The organism is Parvibaculum sp., assembly GCF_049671045.1.
Classification (GTDB): domain Bacteria; phylum Pseudomonadota; class Alphaproteobacteria; order Parvibaculales; family Parvibaculaceae; genus Parvibaculum.
In genome coordinates, this window is the sequence record NZ_JBATUH010000025.1 from 24,103 (window position 1) to 38,067 (window position 13,965).

A 13,965-nucleotide genomic window follows, 5' to 3' on the forward strand; every position below is an offset into this window, starting at 1 on the left:
GGGAGATGTGAATGTCGGTTTTGAACGGACCACGCGAGGAATGGCGCCGGATCCTCTATCAAGGAACGCCCGTCTGGGTTCGCCCCGAAGGCGACATGCTGCGGCTTGGCGACGGCCGGACGGTGGCGGAGGCCGACGCGACCTACCTTCCGCCTTGCGATCCGACAAAGATCATCTGCATTCACCTGAACTACGACAGCCGCCGCGTCGAGTTCAAGGCGCCGCCGCTCGTCACGCCGACCTATTTCCAGAAGCCGCTGACGACGCTCAATTCTCATCGCGGCTTCCTCAATCGCCCCGCCGACTGCCAGTATCTCAACTATGAAGGCGAGATCGCGGCGATCGTCGGCAAGCCGATGCGCAATGTCGCGCGGGAGGATGTCTGGGATCATCTCGCGGGCTTCGCCCCCGCAAACGATGTCGGCGCGCAGGATTTCCGCGATACGGACGCAGGTTCCATGCTGCGCGTAAAGGGACAGGACGGCTTCTGTCCCGTCGGGCCCGGCATCGTCAGAGGTGTCGATATCCGCAAGGAGCGCGTGCGCACCTATATCAATGGCAAGGTCGTTCAGGATGGGCCGGTCAGCGAGATGGTGTTTCCCATCGACTACATCTTCGCCGACCTCTCGCGGCACATCACCTTTCTGCCGGGCGATATCGTGCTCACCGGCACGCCCGCCAATTCGCGGCCGATGAACCCGGGCGATGTCGTCGAGATCGAGGTGACGGGCGTCGGCAAGCTCACCAACACGGTGCAGAGCGTTCCGGCTCCGGCGCACAAGGTCGGTCACCAGCCGACGGATTCCGACGCCGTTCGTCGCGTCGCTCTGGGGCAATTCTGAGACGGAAATCGAAGAGGCAAGCGCATCGGCGGAACGAAAACCGCCGATGCCTTTGCGCATGCGCTTGCGATAGACTGCGGGAATGCAACGAACTCAGGAATGCAATCCCGAATGAAAACTGTTCCCTCGCTTGCCGGCTACAAGGCCGTCTCCCGTATCTATAATGCGCTGATGACCGGACTTGTGCTGACACTCGTCACGCGCAAGGGCGAAGATGCGGCGGCGCAATTCGTCCTCGGTCATTTCCGCCGACAGCATCTTGAAAAATTCCTGCCCGGCTTGAAAAAACTCGGCCTGGACGGACTTCCCGACGCGGTGGCCTGCGCGCAATATCACTACTTCTCCAACGCGCTTGGCGGCGTCAAAACCGAGTATATGCCAGAGTCGGATCGCAAGGCCTGGGTGCGCTATCCGCCGCCGCGCTGGATCTGGCAGGGCGCGTCGATCTGCGCCGTTCCGGCCAAGGTCAATGAAGCCATGCTGCATGGCTGGCATGGGCACAATGGCGTCTCGCTCGGAAATCCCCGCCTCGGATTCGTCTGCACCGGACAAACCGTCGAGGGCGCGCCGGGGCTTGAGGGCTATTACTACGATTATGGTCGCGAGATTTCGGAGAGCGAGCGCGTGCGCTTCGCGCCGGATGAGCGCGCTCCCGATTTCGATGCGGCGAAGGCGCCGAAGCTCGATAGCGCAAGCTGGCCGGAAGAGAGGCTGAAGAAGGTCGAGCGCGCCTATGCGATGGAATATGTCCGCTCGCTGGTGCCGACCATGCTCTCGCTCTTCGGCCCCGAGGAAACGCGCGCGCATCTCGGCCGCGCGGCGCGGCTCATCGGCATGCAGTTCTATGACGAGACTGCGGAGCTTCTGGGCATTGCGCCGGGAGAAGCACGCTCCTTCGCCGCCTATCTTGCTGCAATGGCTGCCGCGCAAGGCGAGCAGGTGGAGATCGCGGAGGAGGGGAACGAGGTGATCATCCGCCAGAGCGGCTGGCGCCTCATGGACGGGATCGAGCCGCATGCCGACGCCTTCGATGCCTGGAACCGGCTCTGGGAAGGAGCGCTCGCGGTCCATAATCGCAATCTGAAGCTCATCACGGCGCGAGATGACGAAGGCATTGTCTGGAGAGTGACGAGCTGACCCAAGCGGCGATCGCTCCGGCGCCTGATTTGATCCAGCGCCGGAGCGTTGCCATCTTACTATTCGACGCCTGCCGACTTCAGAAGGGCCGGTATCTCGTCCCAGGGCCGCTCCATCTGCGCCATCATGTGATCGAGCGCCAGATTGCGCGGCGCGCTCGCCAGATAGAAGCGCTCGTAAAGCTCCACGCGGCCGCCGAGAGCCGAGCCCGCAAAGTCCCAGGCCGTGCGAAAAAGCGTGGCGCGTTCGCGCGCGCTCATTCCGTTCGCGCCCGGCATGAACGTCCTGATCAGATCTCCGATCTCGGGATTGTCGATGGCGTCGAGAGAAGGCGTGGCGAGGAGGTTGTGCGAGCCTATGGTCTTGATGCAGTCGTTCGCCCTGACCATCCAGCCAGGCATCATGGAGCGCGTGGCGCGCAGCGGGCGGTCATCGCAGAAGAAGGCGCCATTCCCCCAATCCCGCGCGCCCGCCTCGGCGGCCATGATCGCCGAGCGGGTAAGCGTCGCATAACCCCAGAGTTCGCCGAGCATGGCGGCGACGTCGGGCCGCATCTCCGAATTGGTTGCCCGCGCCATGCGGGTGCAAAGCTCATAGGCGAATTCGAGCTTCACCGCGGCGCGAATGGCCGTCTGCTGCATGATGTTCGCGGCCCATCCGTGCCGCATCAGCCCGTTATAGACATCGAGGTCGCCGTCGATGAAGACGCGCTCGTTCGGGATCTCGACATCGTCGAAGATCATGAAGGCGTCCTGCTCATCGAAGCGGCTGGAGAAGGGCCGGTCGCCCACAGGCGCGGTGACGCCGCAGTGATCGCGGCAAAGCGTGATGAGGCCCTTGGTGTTCATCGGGATCGAGAAGGCGAGCAACACGTCGGGATTGGTGCCGGCCGGTTGCGGCTGGCCCGGATAGACGAAGAGCTCGTCCGCGAACGGCCCGAGCGTCGCGAGGATCTTGGCGCCTCGCACGACGATGCTGTCCTTGTTGCGGCGCACGACCTTGAGCGCAAGCTCGCGATTGATGCCCTGCGTATCGGGAATCGCCTTGTCGACGACGGGATGAATGATGGTGTGCGTCAGCGAGAGATCCTTTTCGACGACCTCGCGATAGAAGCGCCTGAGCCTGTTGGAATAGGTCCTGTCGCCGCTCGACTCGAAAATGTCGCTGCGCGCCACGAAGCCGGCGAGCGTGACATTCACATAGTCCGGCGTGCGGCCGAGCATGCCGGCGGAATACCGCGCGAAGCGGTCGAAAGCCTTGTGGCGGTGCTTCAGGTCGTCGGCGTTCTTCGGCACGATGAGGCTCGCGCTCATCGGCGCGCCCGTCTCCGGATCGGGCACGAGGCAGTCGTCTGCATGTTTGTTCTGCCAGTCGAAATAGCCGGCCATGCCCTTGACCGAGCCCGCGAAGACCGGATGGCTCAGAATGTCCACTTTCTCGTTGCCGAGCCACACCGTGCGGTCGTCGCGCAGCCCTTCGATATATTGCTTTCCCGTGCGTGCGGTCATGTTCTCTCCCTGCCGCTCCTTGCCGAGCGACTCCTCTCCCGTTCGCCTGCCGGCGATAGCCGAAGCAGGGCGCATTGATTTCATCTGTGAGTGTTGGTGCGCGCGCAGGCGCGAGAGTCCTGCGCACGCTTGGGCGAGGCCCGGCGCCTATTCGGCCGCGACTTCCATCGCGCCCTTCATGACGCCCAGCACCGGCTCATGCCCGTAAGTGTCGCGCTGGTAATATTCCGACTGGTGGGTGGCCGCCCGCGCGCCCCAGCCGATTTCGCACATCCAGCCCGACGGGTTCAGGAAGTAGAACGAATACATATGGTCGTTCGCGTGGCGTCCAGGCGCGATGGCGATCGGAATATTGTTCTGCTGCACGACTTCATAAGCGAGCCCGACATCGTCGAAATTCTCCACCTCGATCATGAGATGGTTGATCCGTTTTTCGCCGGGCGGGCCGAAGGCGAGCGTGTGGTCGCGGCTGTTGCAGTGCAGGAACATGAGTTCGAAGGGCCGGGGCAGGCCGGGAAGGGCGATCTTGTATTCCACGCCGCCGCGCATGCCGAGCAGCCTATAGAATTCATAGGTCTTCTCGAAGCCGACCGTCTCGCGCTGGATCAGATGTCCGAGGCCGCCATCGCCGGTCTTGAACCGGCCATGCATCCGCCGCCCGGGGTGAAACGGCTTGTCCGCCTGAACCTGCGGCCCATGAAATATCTCAATGGGAAATCCGCTCGCGTCGTTGAGCTTCATCACCTCGAGAACGCGGCGTTCGTCCGCTTCCTCCGGCGAGCCGATGTGTACCTTGATCCCGGCTTCGGTGAGCTGCCTGTGCATCTGCCGGAATTCCTCCGTGCCGGCGACGCGAAAGCCGAGATAGTTGAGATCGTCCGTACCGTCCTCATCGACGATGAAGCGGTGATGCCAGTAATCCATGCGGAAATAGCACCGGCCGGACTCGCCTTCGTCCGTCACCTCCAGGCCGAGAATTTTTGAAGCGAAGTCTTTCCACTGGGCGAGATTTTTGACCCCGAGCCCCATATAGCCAAGTTCAGTGACCTGAACCATCTGCGCGTCCTCCCATATCCCATCCCGGTTGTCCGATCCGTCGGCAAAGCTTGCCTGACCGGCCCTCGGCGTCCGGGTTTCCTCGGTAGCTAACTGTAAACCTGGCCATCGAAAGCGCAAGAATAAAATGAGGGTACTCAGTTTTGTAAGTGCCGCGGCGAATTGGACGGCGGGGAGGCCCCGGCAGAACGAGGGGGTACGAAGCCACGTAGGCGGAATGTCGGGTGCAGTGCCTCGCCGAACAATAAGTCCTTATACGGACTTATGTGCGCCTCCGCGTCGTGTGGGCCCGCTGCGCCCGGCCTTCTGCCTGGGTGAGGGACGCCGGACAATTCACCTGTAACCGGCGCGAGGATGCTTTCGTGAGGATCGGACCAGTGCAACGATGCGAAAGAAGTAGAGCCATAAAGATCGGCGCCCGCGCTGCAACAGCTTCTAACGCGGTGCCTGATAGTGCTACGCTGAAGCCTCTGCGCTGAACCGTAACCCGGACGTCAGCCGGGCGATGCGTAATGGGAAGGATCAAGACAATGGTCGCGCTTCCCTTGCCGAAATTGCCGAGCGAAATCTCCATCCTGCAGTCGCTCGCGCTCGATCTGCGCTGGACATGGAGCCATGAGGGCGATGCCCTGTGGTCCTATGTCAACGAGCCTTTATGGGAACGGACGCATAACCCCTGGGTCGTTCTCCAGAGCACGCCAGCGGAGCGGCTCAACTCGCTTGCCTGCGACCAGAAATTCCTCGACGAGCTTTCGACCTTTGTCGCGGCGAGAGAGCGCTATCTGCAGACGCCGGGCTGGTTCCGCCAGACCCATGCCGCGTCGGACCTTGGAGGCGTCGCCTATTTCAGCATGGAATTTGGCCTTGGAGCGGCCTTGCCGCTTTATGCGGGCGGCCTGGGCGTACTTGCCGGCGACTTTCTCAAAACGGCGAGCGATCTCGACATTCCGGCCATCGGCATCGGGTTGCTCTATCAGGAAGGATATTTCCGCCAGATCGTGGACACCGAAGGCGCGCAGCAGGAGTTCTATCCCTTTAACGAACCGGCCGCGATGCCCATCGAGCCCGTCGTCCTGCCGGAAGGTGGATGGCTGCGCGTCTCGCTCGAACTGCCCGGACGCACGGTGCTGCTGCGCGTTTGGCAGGCGGCTGTCGGCCGTGTGAAGCTCTATCTGCTGGACAGCAACGATCTCCTCAACACGCCCCCCGATCGAGGCATCACCGCGAAGCTTTATGGCGGCGGCACGGAAATCCGCCTCATGCAGGAAATAGCGCTCGGCGTCGGCGGCTGGCGCGTCGTAGACAGGCTGCATCCGGAAATCGAGATCTGCCATGTCAATGAAGGTCACGCCGCATTCGCGATCATCGAACGCGCGCGCCAGCTCGCCGTAAAGGAAAACATCAATTTCTGGGAAGCACTGTGGGCGACGAGGGCCGGCAATGTCTTCACCACGCATACGCCGGTGGCCGCAGGCTTCGACCAGTTCCATGCGGGACTTCTGCGCAAATATCTTCCCTATGTCGAGGGCGATGTGGCCGGGCGCGGCGTCAGGATGAATGACGTGCTGGCGCTTGGTCGCGCCAATGCGAATGACGACCATGAACCCTTCAACATGGCCTATCTCGCATTGCGGGGATCGGGCATGTGCATGGGGGTGAGCCGCCTTCATGGCGAATTCAGCCGCAGAATTTTTCAGACACTTTTTCCGCGCTGGCCTTCCTGCGAAGTGCCTGTCGACTACATCACCAATGGCGTTCATGTTCCCACATGGGACTCCGCCGAGGCCGATCGCATCTGGACCGAAGCCTGCGGGAAGGAGCGATGGCGCGCGCCGCTAATTGCCCGCTGCGAGAACATGACGAGCGTATCGGACGAGGAACTGTGGGCAATGCGCGGCAAGGGGCGCGAAGGCGTGGTGAAGATCGCGCGCCGCAATCTGGCCAGACAGCTCAGGGAACGCGGAGCGGACTCGGAAACCGTGCAGATGGCGGATGCCGCGCTCGATGCGAATGTACTGACGATAGGCTTCGCGCGCCGCTTCACCGAGTACAAGCGAACGAACCTTCTTCTTCGCGATCAGGAACGCCTTGGCCGGATGCTCCTGAACGAAAGCCAGCCCGTGCAGATCATCGTGGCGGGCAAGGCGCATCCCGCCGATCTTGCCGGCAAGAGCATGATCCGGGAATGGATCGACTTTGCGCATCAGCCGCGCTTCCGCCGCCATGTCATCTATCTAGAGGATTACGATCTCGACCTTGCGCAGCATCTGGTGCAGGGCGTCGATGTCTGGATCAATACGCCGCGCCGGCCCTGGGAAGCCTGCGGCACGAGCGGCATGAAAGTTCTCGTCAATGGCGGCTTGAACTGCTCGATCCTCGATGGATGGTGGGATGAGGCTTATGACCATGGCCTCGGCTGGGCCATTGGCGATGGAGGCGGTGGAGCCATCGGGCGCGTCGATGCGTTAGATGCGGAAAGCCTTTACGACCTGCTCGAGCGGGAGATCATCCCCGAATTCTACGATTTCGATGCGACGGGCCTTCCTCGCAACTGGCTGAAAAGGATCAGGCGGAGCATGTATGAGCTGACCCCCCAGTTCAACGGCGCCCGCATGATCCGGGAATATGTGGAGAAGGCCTATTTTCCTCTCTCCAGAAGCATCCGTAGCCGGATGAATGAGCACTGCGCGAACGCGAAGGCCATGAACCAGTGGTCGCGCTCGCTTCACATGCGCTGGCCGACGCTTCACATAGGAAATGTGACGATCAACCGGAATGGCGAATCCTGGAACGTGATCGTGCCGGTTTACATGGGCGAGGTAATACCGTCATCGGTTCAGGTCGAACTTTTCGCGGATGCGAGCAACGGGCTCGATCCTGAAGTTGTGCTCCTGCATCAGGAGCAGGCAATCCCCGGTTCCAACAATGGTTACGTTTATGCGGGCGCCGTAGCGACATCACGCCCGTCGGATGATTACACCGTGCGCGTGGTGCCTCATCACCCGGACGTTTTTCTCCCGTCCGAATTGCCGCTCATTTCCTGGCAGCGTTAGGCGGCGATGTGCGGTGAGAGATCCGCACGGAGATGCTCTTGCACGGCGGCGACGAGACCGGCACGCGCGGCATGACATAGGCCGCGGGCTTGTCGAGCGCCTGGGCGCAGCGCATTTCGGCTTCGATCTCTTCTCTTGCGCGCCGCCAATGTTCGGCTTCGTTGCCTTGCGGGCAACCTGCGCGCTTCCAGATCAGGTAGCTGCGCATTCTGATGGTTTCTTCGGGGATATCGGTCAGGTCGAAGCGGGCCATGGGGCGCTCCTCTGGATGAACTCGAACCATTGCCCCCATCAAGCCATTCGCTGACATCACCCCTTCAGCGGCGCCGGACAAACGAACTGCGCCCAGTTAGCTTGCAACCTGTCGAACAGATTGCAAAGCGCTATCTTCCGACCGGACATCATAACGCAGGCGGGGCGCCGGCGCGCCGGCAAGGTCGTTGTAGTAGGCCGCATATTGCGCGGCACTATTGCGCCAGCTGAAGTCCTGACGCATCGCCTGCGCCTGAAGCCGCCGCCAGATGAGCGGCTCCCGGTAGCAGGTGAGAGCGCGATCAAGCGCTGTAATGAGGCTGATTAGATTCGCATTATCAAAAACGAAGCCTGTCGCCGTCCGGTCGATGATCGTGGCGGCATTTGTATCGACGACCGTGTCGGCAAGCCCGCCGGTGCGCCGGACGACAGGCAGAGTTCCGTAGCGCAGCGCGTAGAGCTGCGTGAGGCCGCAAGGCTCGTAGCGCGCCGGCGCAAGCAGGATGTCGCTGCCGGCCTGAAGGCGATGCGCCAGCGCCTCGTCATAGGCGACATGCGCCGAGACATGTCCGGCATGGTTCGCCTCCGCGATCGCGAATGCTTTTTCCAGTTCGGGGTTTCCCTGACCGAGCAGAACGAACTGCGCATCCCACTCGACGATCCGGGGCAGGGCGTCCAGAATGACATCGGCCATTTTCTGGTGGGTGAGGCGGCTCACGAAGCCGATCAGCGGCACATCGGCGCGGACGGGCAGGCCGAATTCCCGCTGTAGCTCTGCCTTGCAGATTTTCTTGCCCGCAATATCACCCGCGCGGAACAGGTGAGGCAGATAGGGATCGCTCGCGGGATCCCATGACGCGTCGTCGATGCCATTGAGGATGCCCGAAAAGCTGATGGATCTCGTGCGCAGAAGCCCATCGAGCCCGCAGCCGAATTCTGGCGTTATGACCTCCTTCGCATAGGTCGGGCTCACGGTGGTCAGCCTGTCGCCATAGCGCAGACCCGCTTTCAGAAATGATGCCTGCCCGTAATACTCGATGTCGCCGCTGAGGAAGCAGTCGGCGGGCACGCCGATGGCGGGCAGGATTTCCGGCGAGAAATTTCCTTGGAACGCCATGTTATGCACGGTGAATACCGTTTTTGGTCTCGCGCCGCTTTCAAGGGAGAGCAGGAGCGGCAGAAGCCCCGTATGCCAGTCATTCGCATGCACGACATCCGGCTGCCAGCCAAGACGCGTTCGCTCCATCGCGAGTTCGGCGCCCACATGGGAGAGAAAGGCGAAGCGCAGCGCATTGTCCGGCCACTCCTGCCCGTCGCCGCACTGATAGAGGCCGCCTTCGCGCCGGTAGAGCGAAGGCGAGTCGATGAGAAAGACCGGAACATCCGAGTTTGGAAGGCGCCCCGCAACAAGCGTCGCGTCGGAAATGCCAAGCAGGGGCGCGAGCCTAGCGACTGTGCGCGGCCTTTCGATCTGCGCCAGCGCGCTCGGGTAGCCAGGCAGAAGCAATCGCACATCTATGTCTTGCTTCTTGAGAGCTATTGGAAGGGCTCTTGAAACATCGGCAAGGCCGCCAGTTTTCGCCAATGAACAAACTTCTGACGTGACGAAAAGCACTCGCATGTCTGTACCGCGCAGGTTTGGGTTGCTCAGCTTAAGCGGCCGTCGTCCCCCCGCGATTGATCGAAATCATGTCCAGTTGAAATTTTCTGATCGTAGAATGCCGCACGCGCACGAGGCTCGATATGCCCGTCTTTCCAGAGTCAGGAATTCCCATGCGACGGAGCAGGCGGCGATCCCGATCTTTATTTGCATCACATTGCGATCGGATCGCCTCGCTCGTCAACGGCGATGAATGCGATCCGTTCTCTTTCCTGGGCATGCACAGGAAGGAGAGCGGCGAACTCGTGCTGCGCGCCTTTCACCCCGGCGCTACCGCCATCTCGGTCATCGATCGGAAAACGGGCGCTGAACTCGCCGAATTCATTTGCGTAGATTCTGCGGGCTTTTTCGAGGCAAGCTTCAGCCCGGAGTGCGCATTCTTCTCCTATCGATTACGGGTAAGTACGGGCAAGACATCGCGCACAATCGACGATCCCTATTCCTTTGCGCCACTCCTGACCGCAACGGATATCTACCTTCATGCCGAAGGAAACTATCTCTCGGCCTATGAGAAGATGGGCGCGCATCCGCTTGTCGTCGATGGCGTGGCAGGCACGAATTTCGTCGTCTGGGCGCCGAATGCGCGGCGCGTGAGCGTCGTCGGCGATTTCAACGATTGGGACGGGCGGCGCCTCCCCATGCGACTGCATCCGGGAGCGGGGCTCTGGGAAATATTTTTACCCGGTGTCGGCGCGGGCGCGCTCTACAAGTACGAGATCAGGACGAAAGCGGGAGACACACTCCTCAAGGCAGATCCGTTTGCCTTCGAGGCCGAGCGCCCGCCGAAAACCGCGTCGGTGATTTCCGCCGCGCTGCCTGAGCCGCGCCGCGCGCCGCATGCTGCGCTGCGCGCCGACCGCCATGCCCCGGTCTCGATCTATGAGGTGCATCCGGGTTCATGGCGTCGCGTGATGGAGGAGGGCGCTCGCTCCCTCAGCTATCTGGAACTGGCGGATACGCTCGTTCCATATGTGAAGGATATGGGCTTCACCCATATCGAGCTGATGCCTGTCAGCGAGCATCCCTTCGATGGCTCATGGGGCTATCAGCCGACGAGCCTTTTCGCGCCGACGAGCCGATACGGAACGCCATCTGAATTCAGGCAATTCGTCGAACGCTGTCACAACGAAGGTATCGGCGTGATCCTCGACTGGGTCGCGGGTCATTTTCCGAACGACCCGCATGGACTTTCCAATTTCGACGGCACGCATCTCTACGAGCATCAGGACCCGAGGGAAGGGCTGCATCCGGACTGGAACACCCATATCTACAATTATGGGCGCAATGAAGTGCGCGGCTACCTCTTGTCGAATGCGCTTTTCTGGCTATCCCGATATGGCGTCGATGGGTTGCGCGCCGATGCCGTCGCCTCGATGCTCTATCGCAATTACAGCCGGAAAGAGGGCGAGTGGATTCCGAATATCCATGGCGGCCCTGAAAATCTGGAAGCGATCGGGTTTCTTCACCGCCTCAACGAAGCCGTCTATGAGCGGCACCCGGAGGCCGTCACCATCGCGGAAGAGTCGACGGCGTGGCCGATGGTGTCGCGCCCGACATATCTCGGCGGGCTCGGCTTCGGCTACAAGTGGAACCTCGGCTGGATGCATGACACGCTCTCGTACATGTCGAAGGAGCCGGTCCATCGCAAATATCATCACGACTGGCTGACCTTCGGTCTGCTCTATGCCTTCAGCGAGAATTTCATTCTGCCGCTCTCGCATGACGAGGTCGTCCACGGCAAGGGCTCGCTCCTCGGAAAGATGCCCGGCGATCGCTGGCAGAAATTCGCCAATTTGCGCGCCTATCTTGCCTTCATGTTCACGCAGCCGGGCAAAAAGCTTCTATTCATGGGTGGCGAGTTCGCGCAGGTGCGCGAATGGAACCATGACGAAAGTCTGGACTGGGACCTGCTGGAAGATGAGATGCATGCAGGCGTCCAGACGCTGGTGCGCGACCTGAACCATCTTTATCGCAATGCGCGGGCGCTTCATGAACGCGATTGCGAGGCGGAAGGCTTTTCCTGGATCGACTGCAACGACGCCGAGGCGAGCGTCGTGTCCTATATTCGCCGCGCCGCCGACCCCGCCGATCTCATGGTGATCGTCTGCAATTTCACGCCGGTCGTGCGCCGCGGCTATGTCATTGGCGCGCCACGACGAGGCACTTATCGGGAAGTGCTCAATACCGATGGCCGCTGCTATGGCGGAAGCGGTGTCGGAAATTCAGGCAGGGTCGCGACGCGCGATGTGCCCGCGCATGGCATGGCGGCATCCCTGTCGCTCACCCTGCCGCCACTTGGCGTCCTCATATTGCAGCCGGAGGACGGAACGCCGTGAAGAAAAGTCTGGCGCTGGGAGAGGGGCAGGCTTACCCGCTGGGCGCAACGCCCGACCGGCGCGGCGTGAACTTCGCGATCTTTTCCGCCAATGCCGAGAAGATCGAACTCTGCCTTTTCGACAGTGCCGGGCAGCGTGAGGTGGCGCGACTCCCCCTGCCGGAACGCACAGGGGACATATGGCACGGGCATCTCGCGGATGGCCGGCCGGGTTTGCTCTATGGCTATCGCGTATATGGTCCTTACGATCCTTGGAACGGTCATCGCTTCAACCCGAACAAGCTCCTGATCGACCCCTATGCACGATCGCTCGACCGCTCTTTCGAGTGGAACGACATTCACTGTGGCTGCATTCCCGGCGACTCTCGCGAGGATTTGTCATTCGATACGCGCGACAATGCGGCGCTAATGCCGAAGTGCCGGATCATCGATCCGACCTTCTCATGGTCGAGCGAGTCAGGACCGCTTACGCCACCGGCGCGCACCGTCATCTATGAGCTTCATGCGCGCGGCTACACCATGCTTCACCCCGCCATCGAGAAGAGCATGCGCGGGACCATGGCGGCGCTGCGCCAGCCGGAGATCATCAGCCACTTGCGCAGCCTCGGGATAACGGCCGTCGAATTTCTTCCAGTTCATCCGGCCGCGACGACGCGCGTTCTGGCGCGAAACGGATTGCACGAATTCTGGGGATATAATTCGATCAACTTCTTCGCGCTCGATCCCCGCTTCCTGATGAACGGCGAGCTCGACGATTTCCGAAAAACCGTTCGCGCTTTTCATGAGGCGGGCATCGAGGTCATACTCGATGTCGTCTTGAACCACACGGGCGAGGGAGACGAGTTTGGCCCCACGCTTTCCTTTCGTGGCATCGACAATGCCTCCTATTACTGCCTTGCGGAAGAGAAGCGCCGCTATGTCGATGTCACCGGCTGTCACAACACACTCAATTTCGAGCATCCGCGCGTTCTGCAAATGGTGCTGGATTCCCTTCGCTACTGGGTGAAGGAGATGCATGTCGACGGCTTTCGTTTCGATCTCGCCGTCAGCCTTGCGCGCAAGCATCATCATTTTTCGCAACAAGCACCGTTCTTCGATTGGGTGATGCAAGACCCGACACTTGCGCATGCGAAGCTCATCGCGGAGCCCTGGGATCTCGGGACGGATGGCTATCAGCTCGGCGCGTTCCCGCCGCCCTGGAGCGAGTGGAACGACAAATATCGCGACGGCGTGCGGAAATTCTGGCGCGGCGAGCCGGGCGTCGTCGGCGATCTCGCATTCCGTCTGTCCGGCTCGAGCGACATATTCGGCGGGCGAGGGCGCCGGCCGACCGCGAGCGTGAACTTCATCACCGCGCATGATGGCTTCACGCTCGAAGACCTCGTTACCTATGAGCGGAAGCACAATCTCGCCAACAGGGAAGACAATGCCGACGGCACGAACGCCAATTACAGCTGGAATTGCGGTGTGGAAGGGCCGACCGAAGATCGGGCGATTGTCGAACTGCGCCAGCGGCAGAAGCGCAATCTGATGGCGACGCTTCTCCTCTCGCAGGGAATTCCGATGCTTCTCGCGGGCGACGAATTCGGGCGAACCCAGCACGGCAACAACAACGCCTATTGCCAGGATAACGAGATCGGCTGGGTCGACTGGACGAAGCTCGACAAGGGCCGGCCCTTCCTCGCATTTGTCCAGAAGTTGATAGCGCTGCGTGCTGCGCACCCGGTCTTCCGGCGAAATCGCTTCTTTCATGGTGATCACATCGACGGCGGCGGCATGCGGGACATTACCTGGCTCTCAGCCGCGGGAACTGAAATGGCGGACGATGATTGGCGCAAGGCCGACCTTCGCTGCCTCGGTGTTCTCTATGCGATACCGCCCGATCAGAGAACAGCCGCCGACCAAGAACCGGCGGACAGGCACGCATTCCTGCTCTTGATGAATGCGCAGGACAGCGCGGCGAGCTTCGTGCTGCCCGAGGCGCAGCCCGACAGGATCTGGGATTGCCTGCTCGACACAAGGTCGAACGAAGAACCACCGAGCGCCCGCCTCAATCCGGGCTCGGCATTTCCTCTCGCCGCCCACTCGCTTGCGCTTCTCGCCAGCGAAAACTGAGGATCTC

The 13,965-nt window shown here is 61.3% G+C and carries 9 protein-coding genes; 5 read left to right on the forward strand and 4 right to left on the reverse strand.

Going from position 1 to position 13,965, the window contains the following annotated elements:
- Positions 1–11: 11 nt before the first annotated feature.
- Both WBG82_RS03390 and WBG82_RS03395 read left to right on the forward strand, forming a co-directional pair.
- Entirely contained in the window at positions 12–842 is an 831-nt protein-coding gene (locus WBG82_RS03390; RefSeq protein WP_424421375.1) for a fumarylacetoacetate hydrolase family protein, read from the forward strand.
- A 111-nt stretch (positions 843–953) separates the two neighbouring features.
- Positions 954–1,979 (forward strand): hypothetical protein, encoded by a 1,026-nt coding sequence (locus tag WBG82_RS03395; RefSeq protein ID WP_424421378.1) that lies wholly within the window; start codon positions 954–956, stop codon positions 1,977–1,979.
- Positions 1,980–2,038: 59 nt separating this feature from the next.
- Here WBG82_RS03395 and WBG82_RS03400 read toward each other — a convergent pair whose 3' ends face one another.
- Together WBG82_RS03400 and WBG82_RS03405 are read right to left on the reverse strand one after the other, a co-directional pair.
- Positions 2,039–3,487: a 4-hydroxyphenylacetate 3-hydroxylase N-terminal domain-containing protein gene (locus WBG82_RS03400; protein ID WP_424421381.1), complete on the reverse strand. Its 1,449-nt coding sequence runs from the start codon at positions 3,485–3,487 to the stop codon at positions 2,039–2,041.
- Positions 3,488–3,634: 147 nt separating this feature from the next.
- Positions 3,635–4,543 (reverse strand): VOC family protein, encoded by a 909-nt coding sequence (locus tag WBG82_RS03405; RefSeq protein WP_424421384.1) that lies wholly within the window; start codon positions 4,541–4,543, stop codon positions 3,635–3,637.
- A 512-nt stretch (positions 4,544–5,055) separates the two neighbouring features.
- Here WBG82_RS03405 and glgP point away from each other — a divergent pair.
- Positions 5,056–7,596: an alpha-glucan family phosphorylase gene (gene glgP / locus WBG82_RS03410; protein ID WP_424421387.1), complete on the forward strand. Its 2,541-nt coding sequence runs from the start codon at positions 5,056–5,058 to the stop codon at positions 7,594–7,596.
- On the opposite strand, the gene WBG82_RS03415 is transcribed toward glgP, so the two are convergent.
- Entirely contained in the window at positions 7,577–7,849 is a 273-nt protein-coding gene (locus WBG82_RS03415; RefSeq protein WP_424421390.1) for a DUF2934 domain-containing protein, read from the reverse strand. The two genes, glgP and WBG82_RS03415, sit on opposite strands and share 20 nt — an antisense overlap.
- Before the next feature lie 96 nt (positions 7,850–7,945).
- A complete protein-coding gene (gene glgA / locus WBG82_RS03420) occupies positions 7,946–9,469 on the reverse strand; it encodes a glycogen synthase GlgA (RefSeq protein ID WP_424421393.1) in 1,524 nt (507 codons plus the stop codon).
- A gap of 152 nt (positions 9,470–9,621) precedes the next feature.
- Here glgA and glgB point away from each other — a divergent pair, with 152 nt between their 5' ends.
- Both glgB and glgX read left to right on the forward strand, forming a co-directional pair.
- Positions 9,622–11,844 carry a 1,4-alpha-glucan branching protein GlgB gene (gene glgB, locus WBG82_RS03425; RefSeq protein WP_424421396.1) on the forward strand — a complete coding sequence of 741 codons (2,223 nt, stop codon included), beginning with the start codon at positions 9,622–9,624 and terminating at the stop codon, positions 11,842–11,844.
- Positions 11,841–13,958: a glycogen debranching protein GlgX gene (gene glgX / locus WBG82_RS03430; protein ID WP_424421398.1), complete on the forward strand. Its 2,118-nt coding sequence runs from the start codon at positions 11,841–11,843 to the stop codon at positions 13,956–13,958. Before glgB ends, glgX begins: the two co-directional genes overlap by 4 nt.
- The last annotated feature ends 7 nt before the right edge of the window (positions 13,959–13,965 follow it).

What these genes read in the sequence shown, in the direction of transcription:
- glgP (WP_424421387.1), top strand. Translation starts at nt 5,056, where the DNA reads ATGGGAAGGATCAAGACAATGGTCGCGCTTCCCTTGCCGAAATTGCCG.
- WBG82_RS03395 (WP_424421378.1), top strand. Translation starts at nt 954, where the DNA reads ATGAAAACTGTTCCCTCGCTTGCCGGCTACAAGGCCGTCTCCCGTATC.
- glgA (WP_424421393.1), bottom strand. Translation starts at nt 9,469, where the DNA reads ATGCGAGTGCTTTTCGTCACGTCAGAAGTTTGTTCATTGGCGAAAACT.
- WBG82_RS03400 (WP_424421381.1), bottom strand. Translation starts at nt 3,487, where the DNA reads ATGACCGCACGCACGGGAAAGCAATATATCGAAGGGCTGCGCGACGAC.
- glgB (WP_424421396.1), top strand. Translation starts at nt 9,622, where the DNA reads ATGCGACGGAGCAGGCGGCGATCCCGATCTTTATTTGCATCACATTGC.
- WBG82_RS03415 (WP_424421390.1), bottom strand. Translation starts at nt 7,849, where the DNA reads ATGGCCCGCTTCGACCTGACCGATATCCCCGAAGAAACCATCAGAATG.
- WBG82_RS03405 (WP_424421384.1), bottom strand. Translation starts at nt 4,543, where the DNA reads ATGGTTCAGGTCACTGAACTTGGCTATATGGGGCTCGGGGTCAAAAAT.
- WBG82_RS03390 (WP_424421375.1), top strand. Translation starts at nt 12, where the DNA reads ATGTCGGTTTTGAACGGACCACGCGAGGAATGGCGCCGGATCCTCTAT.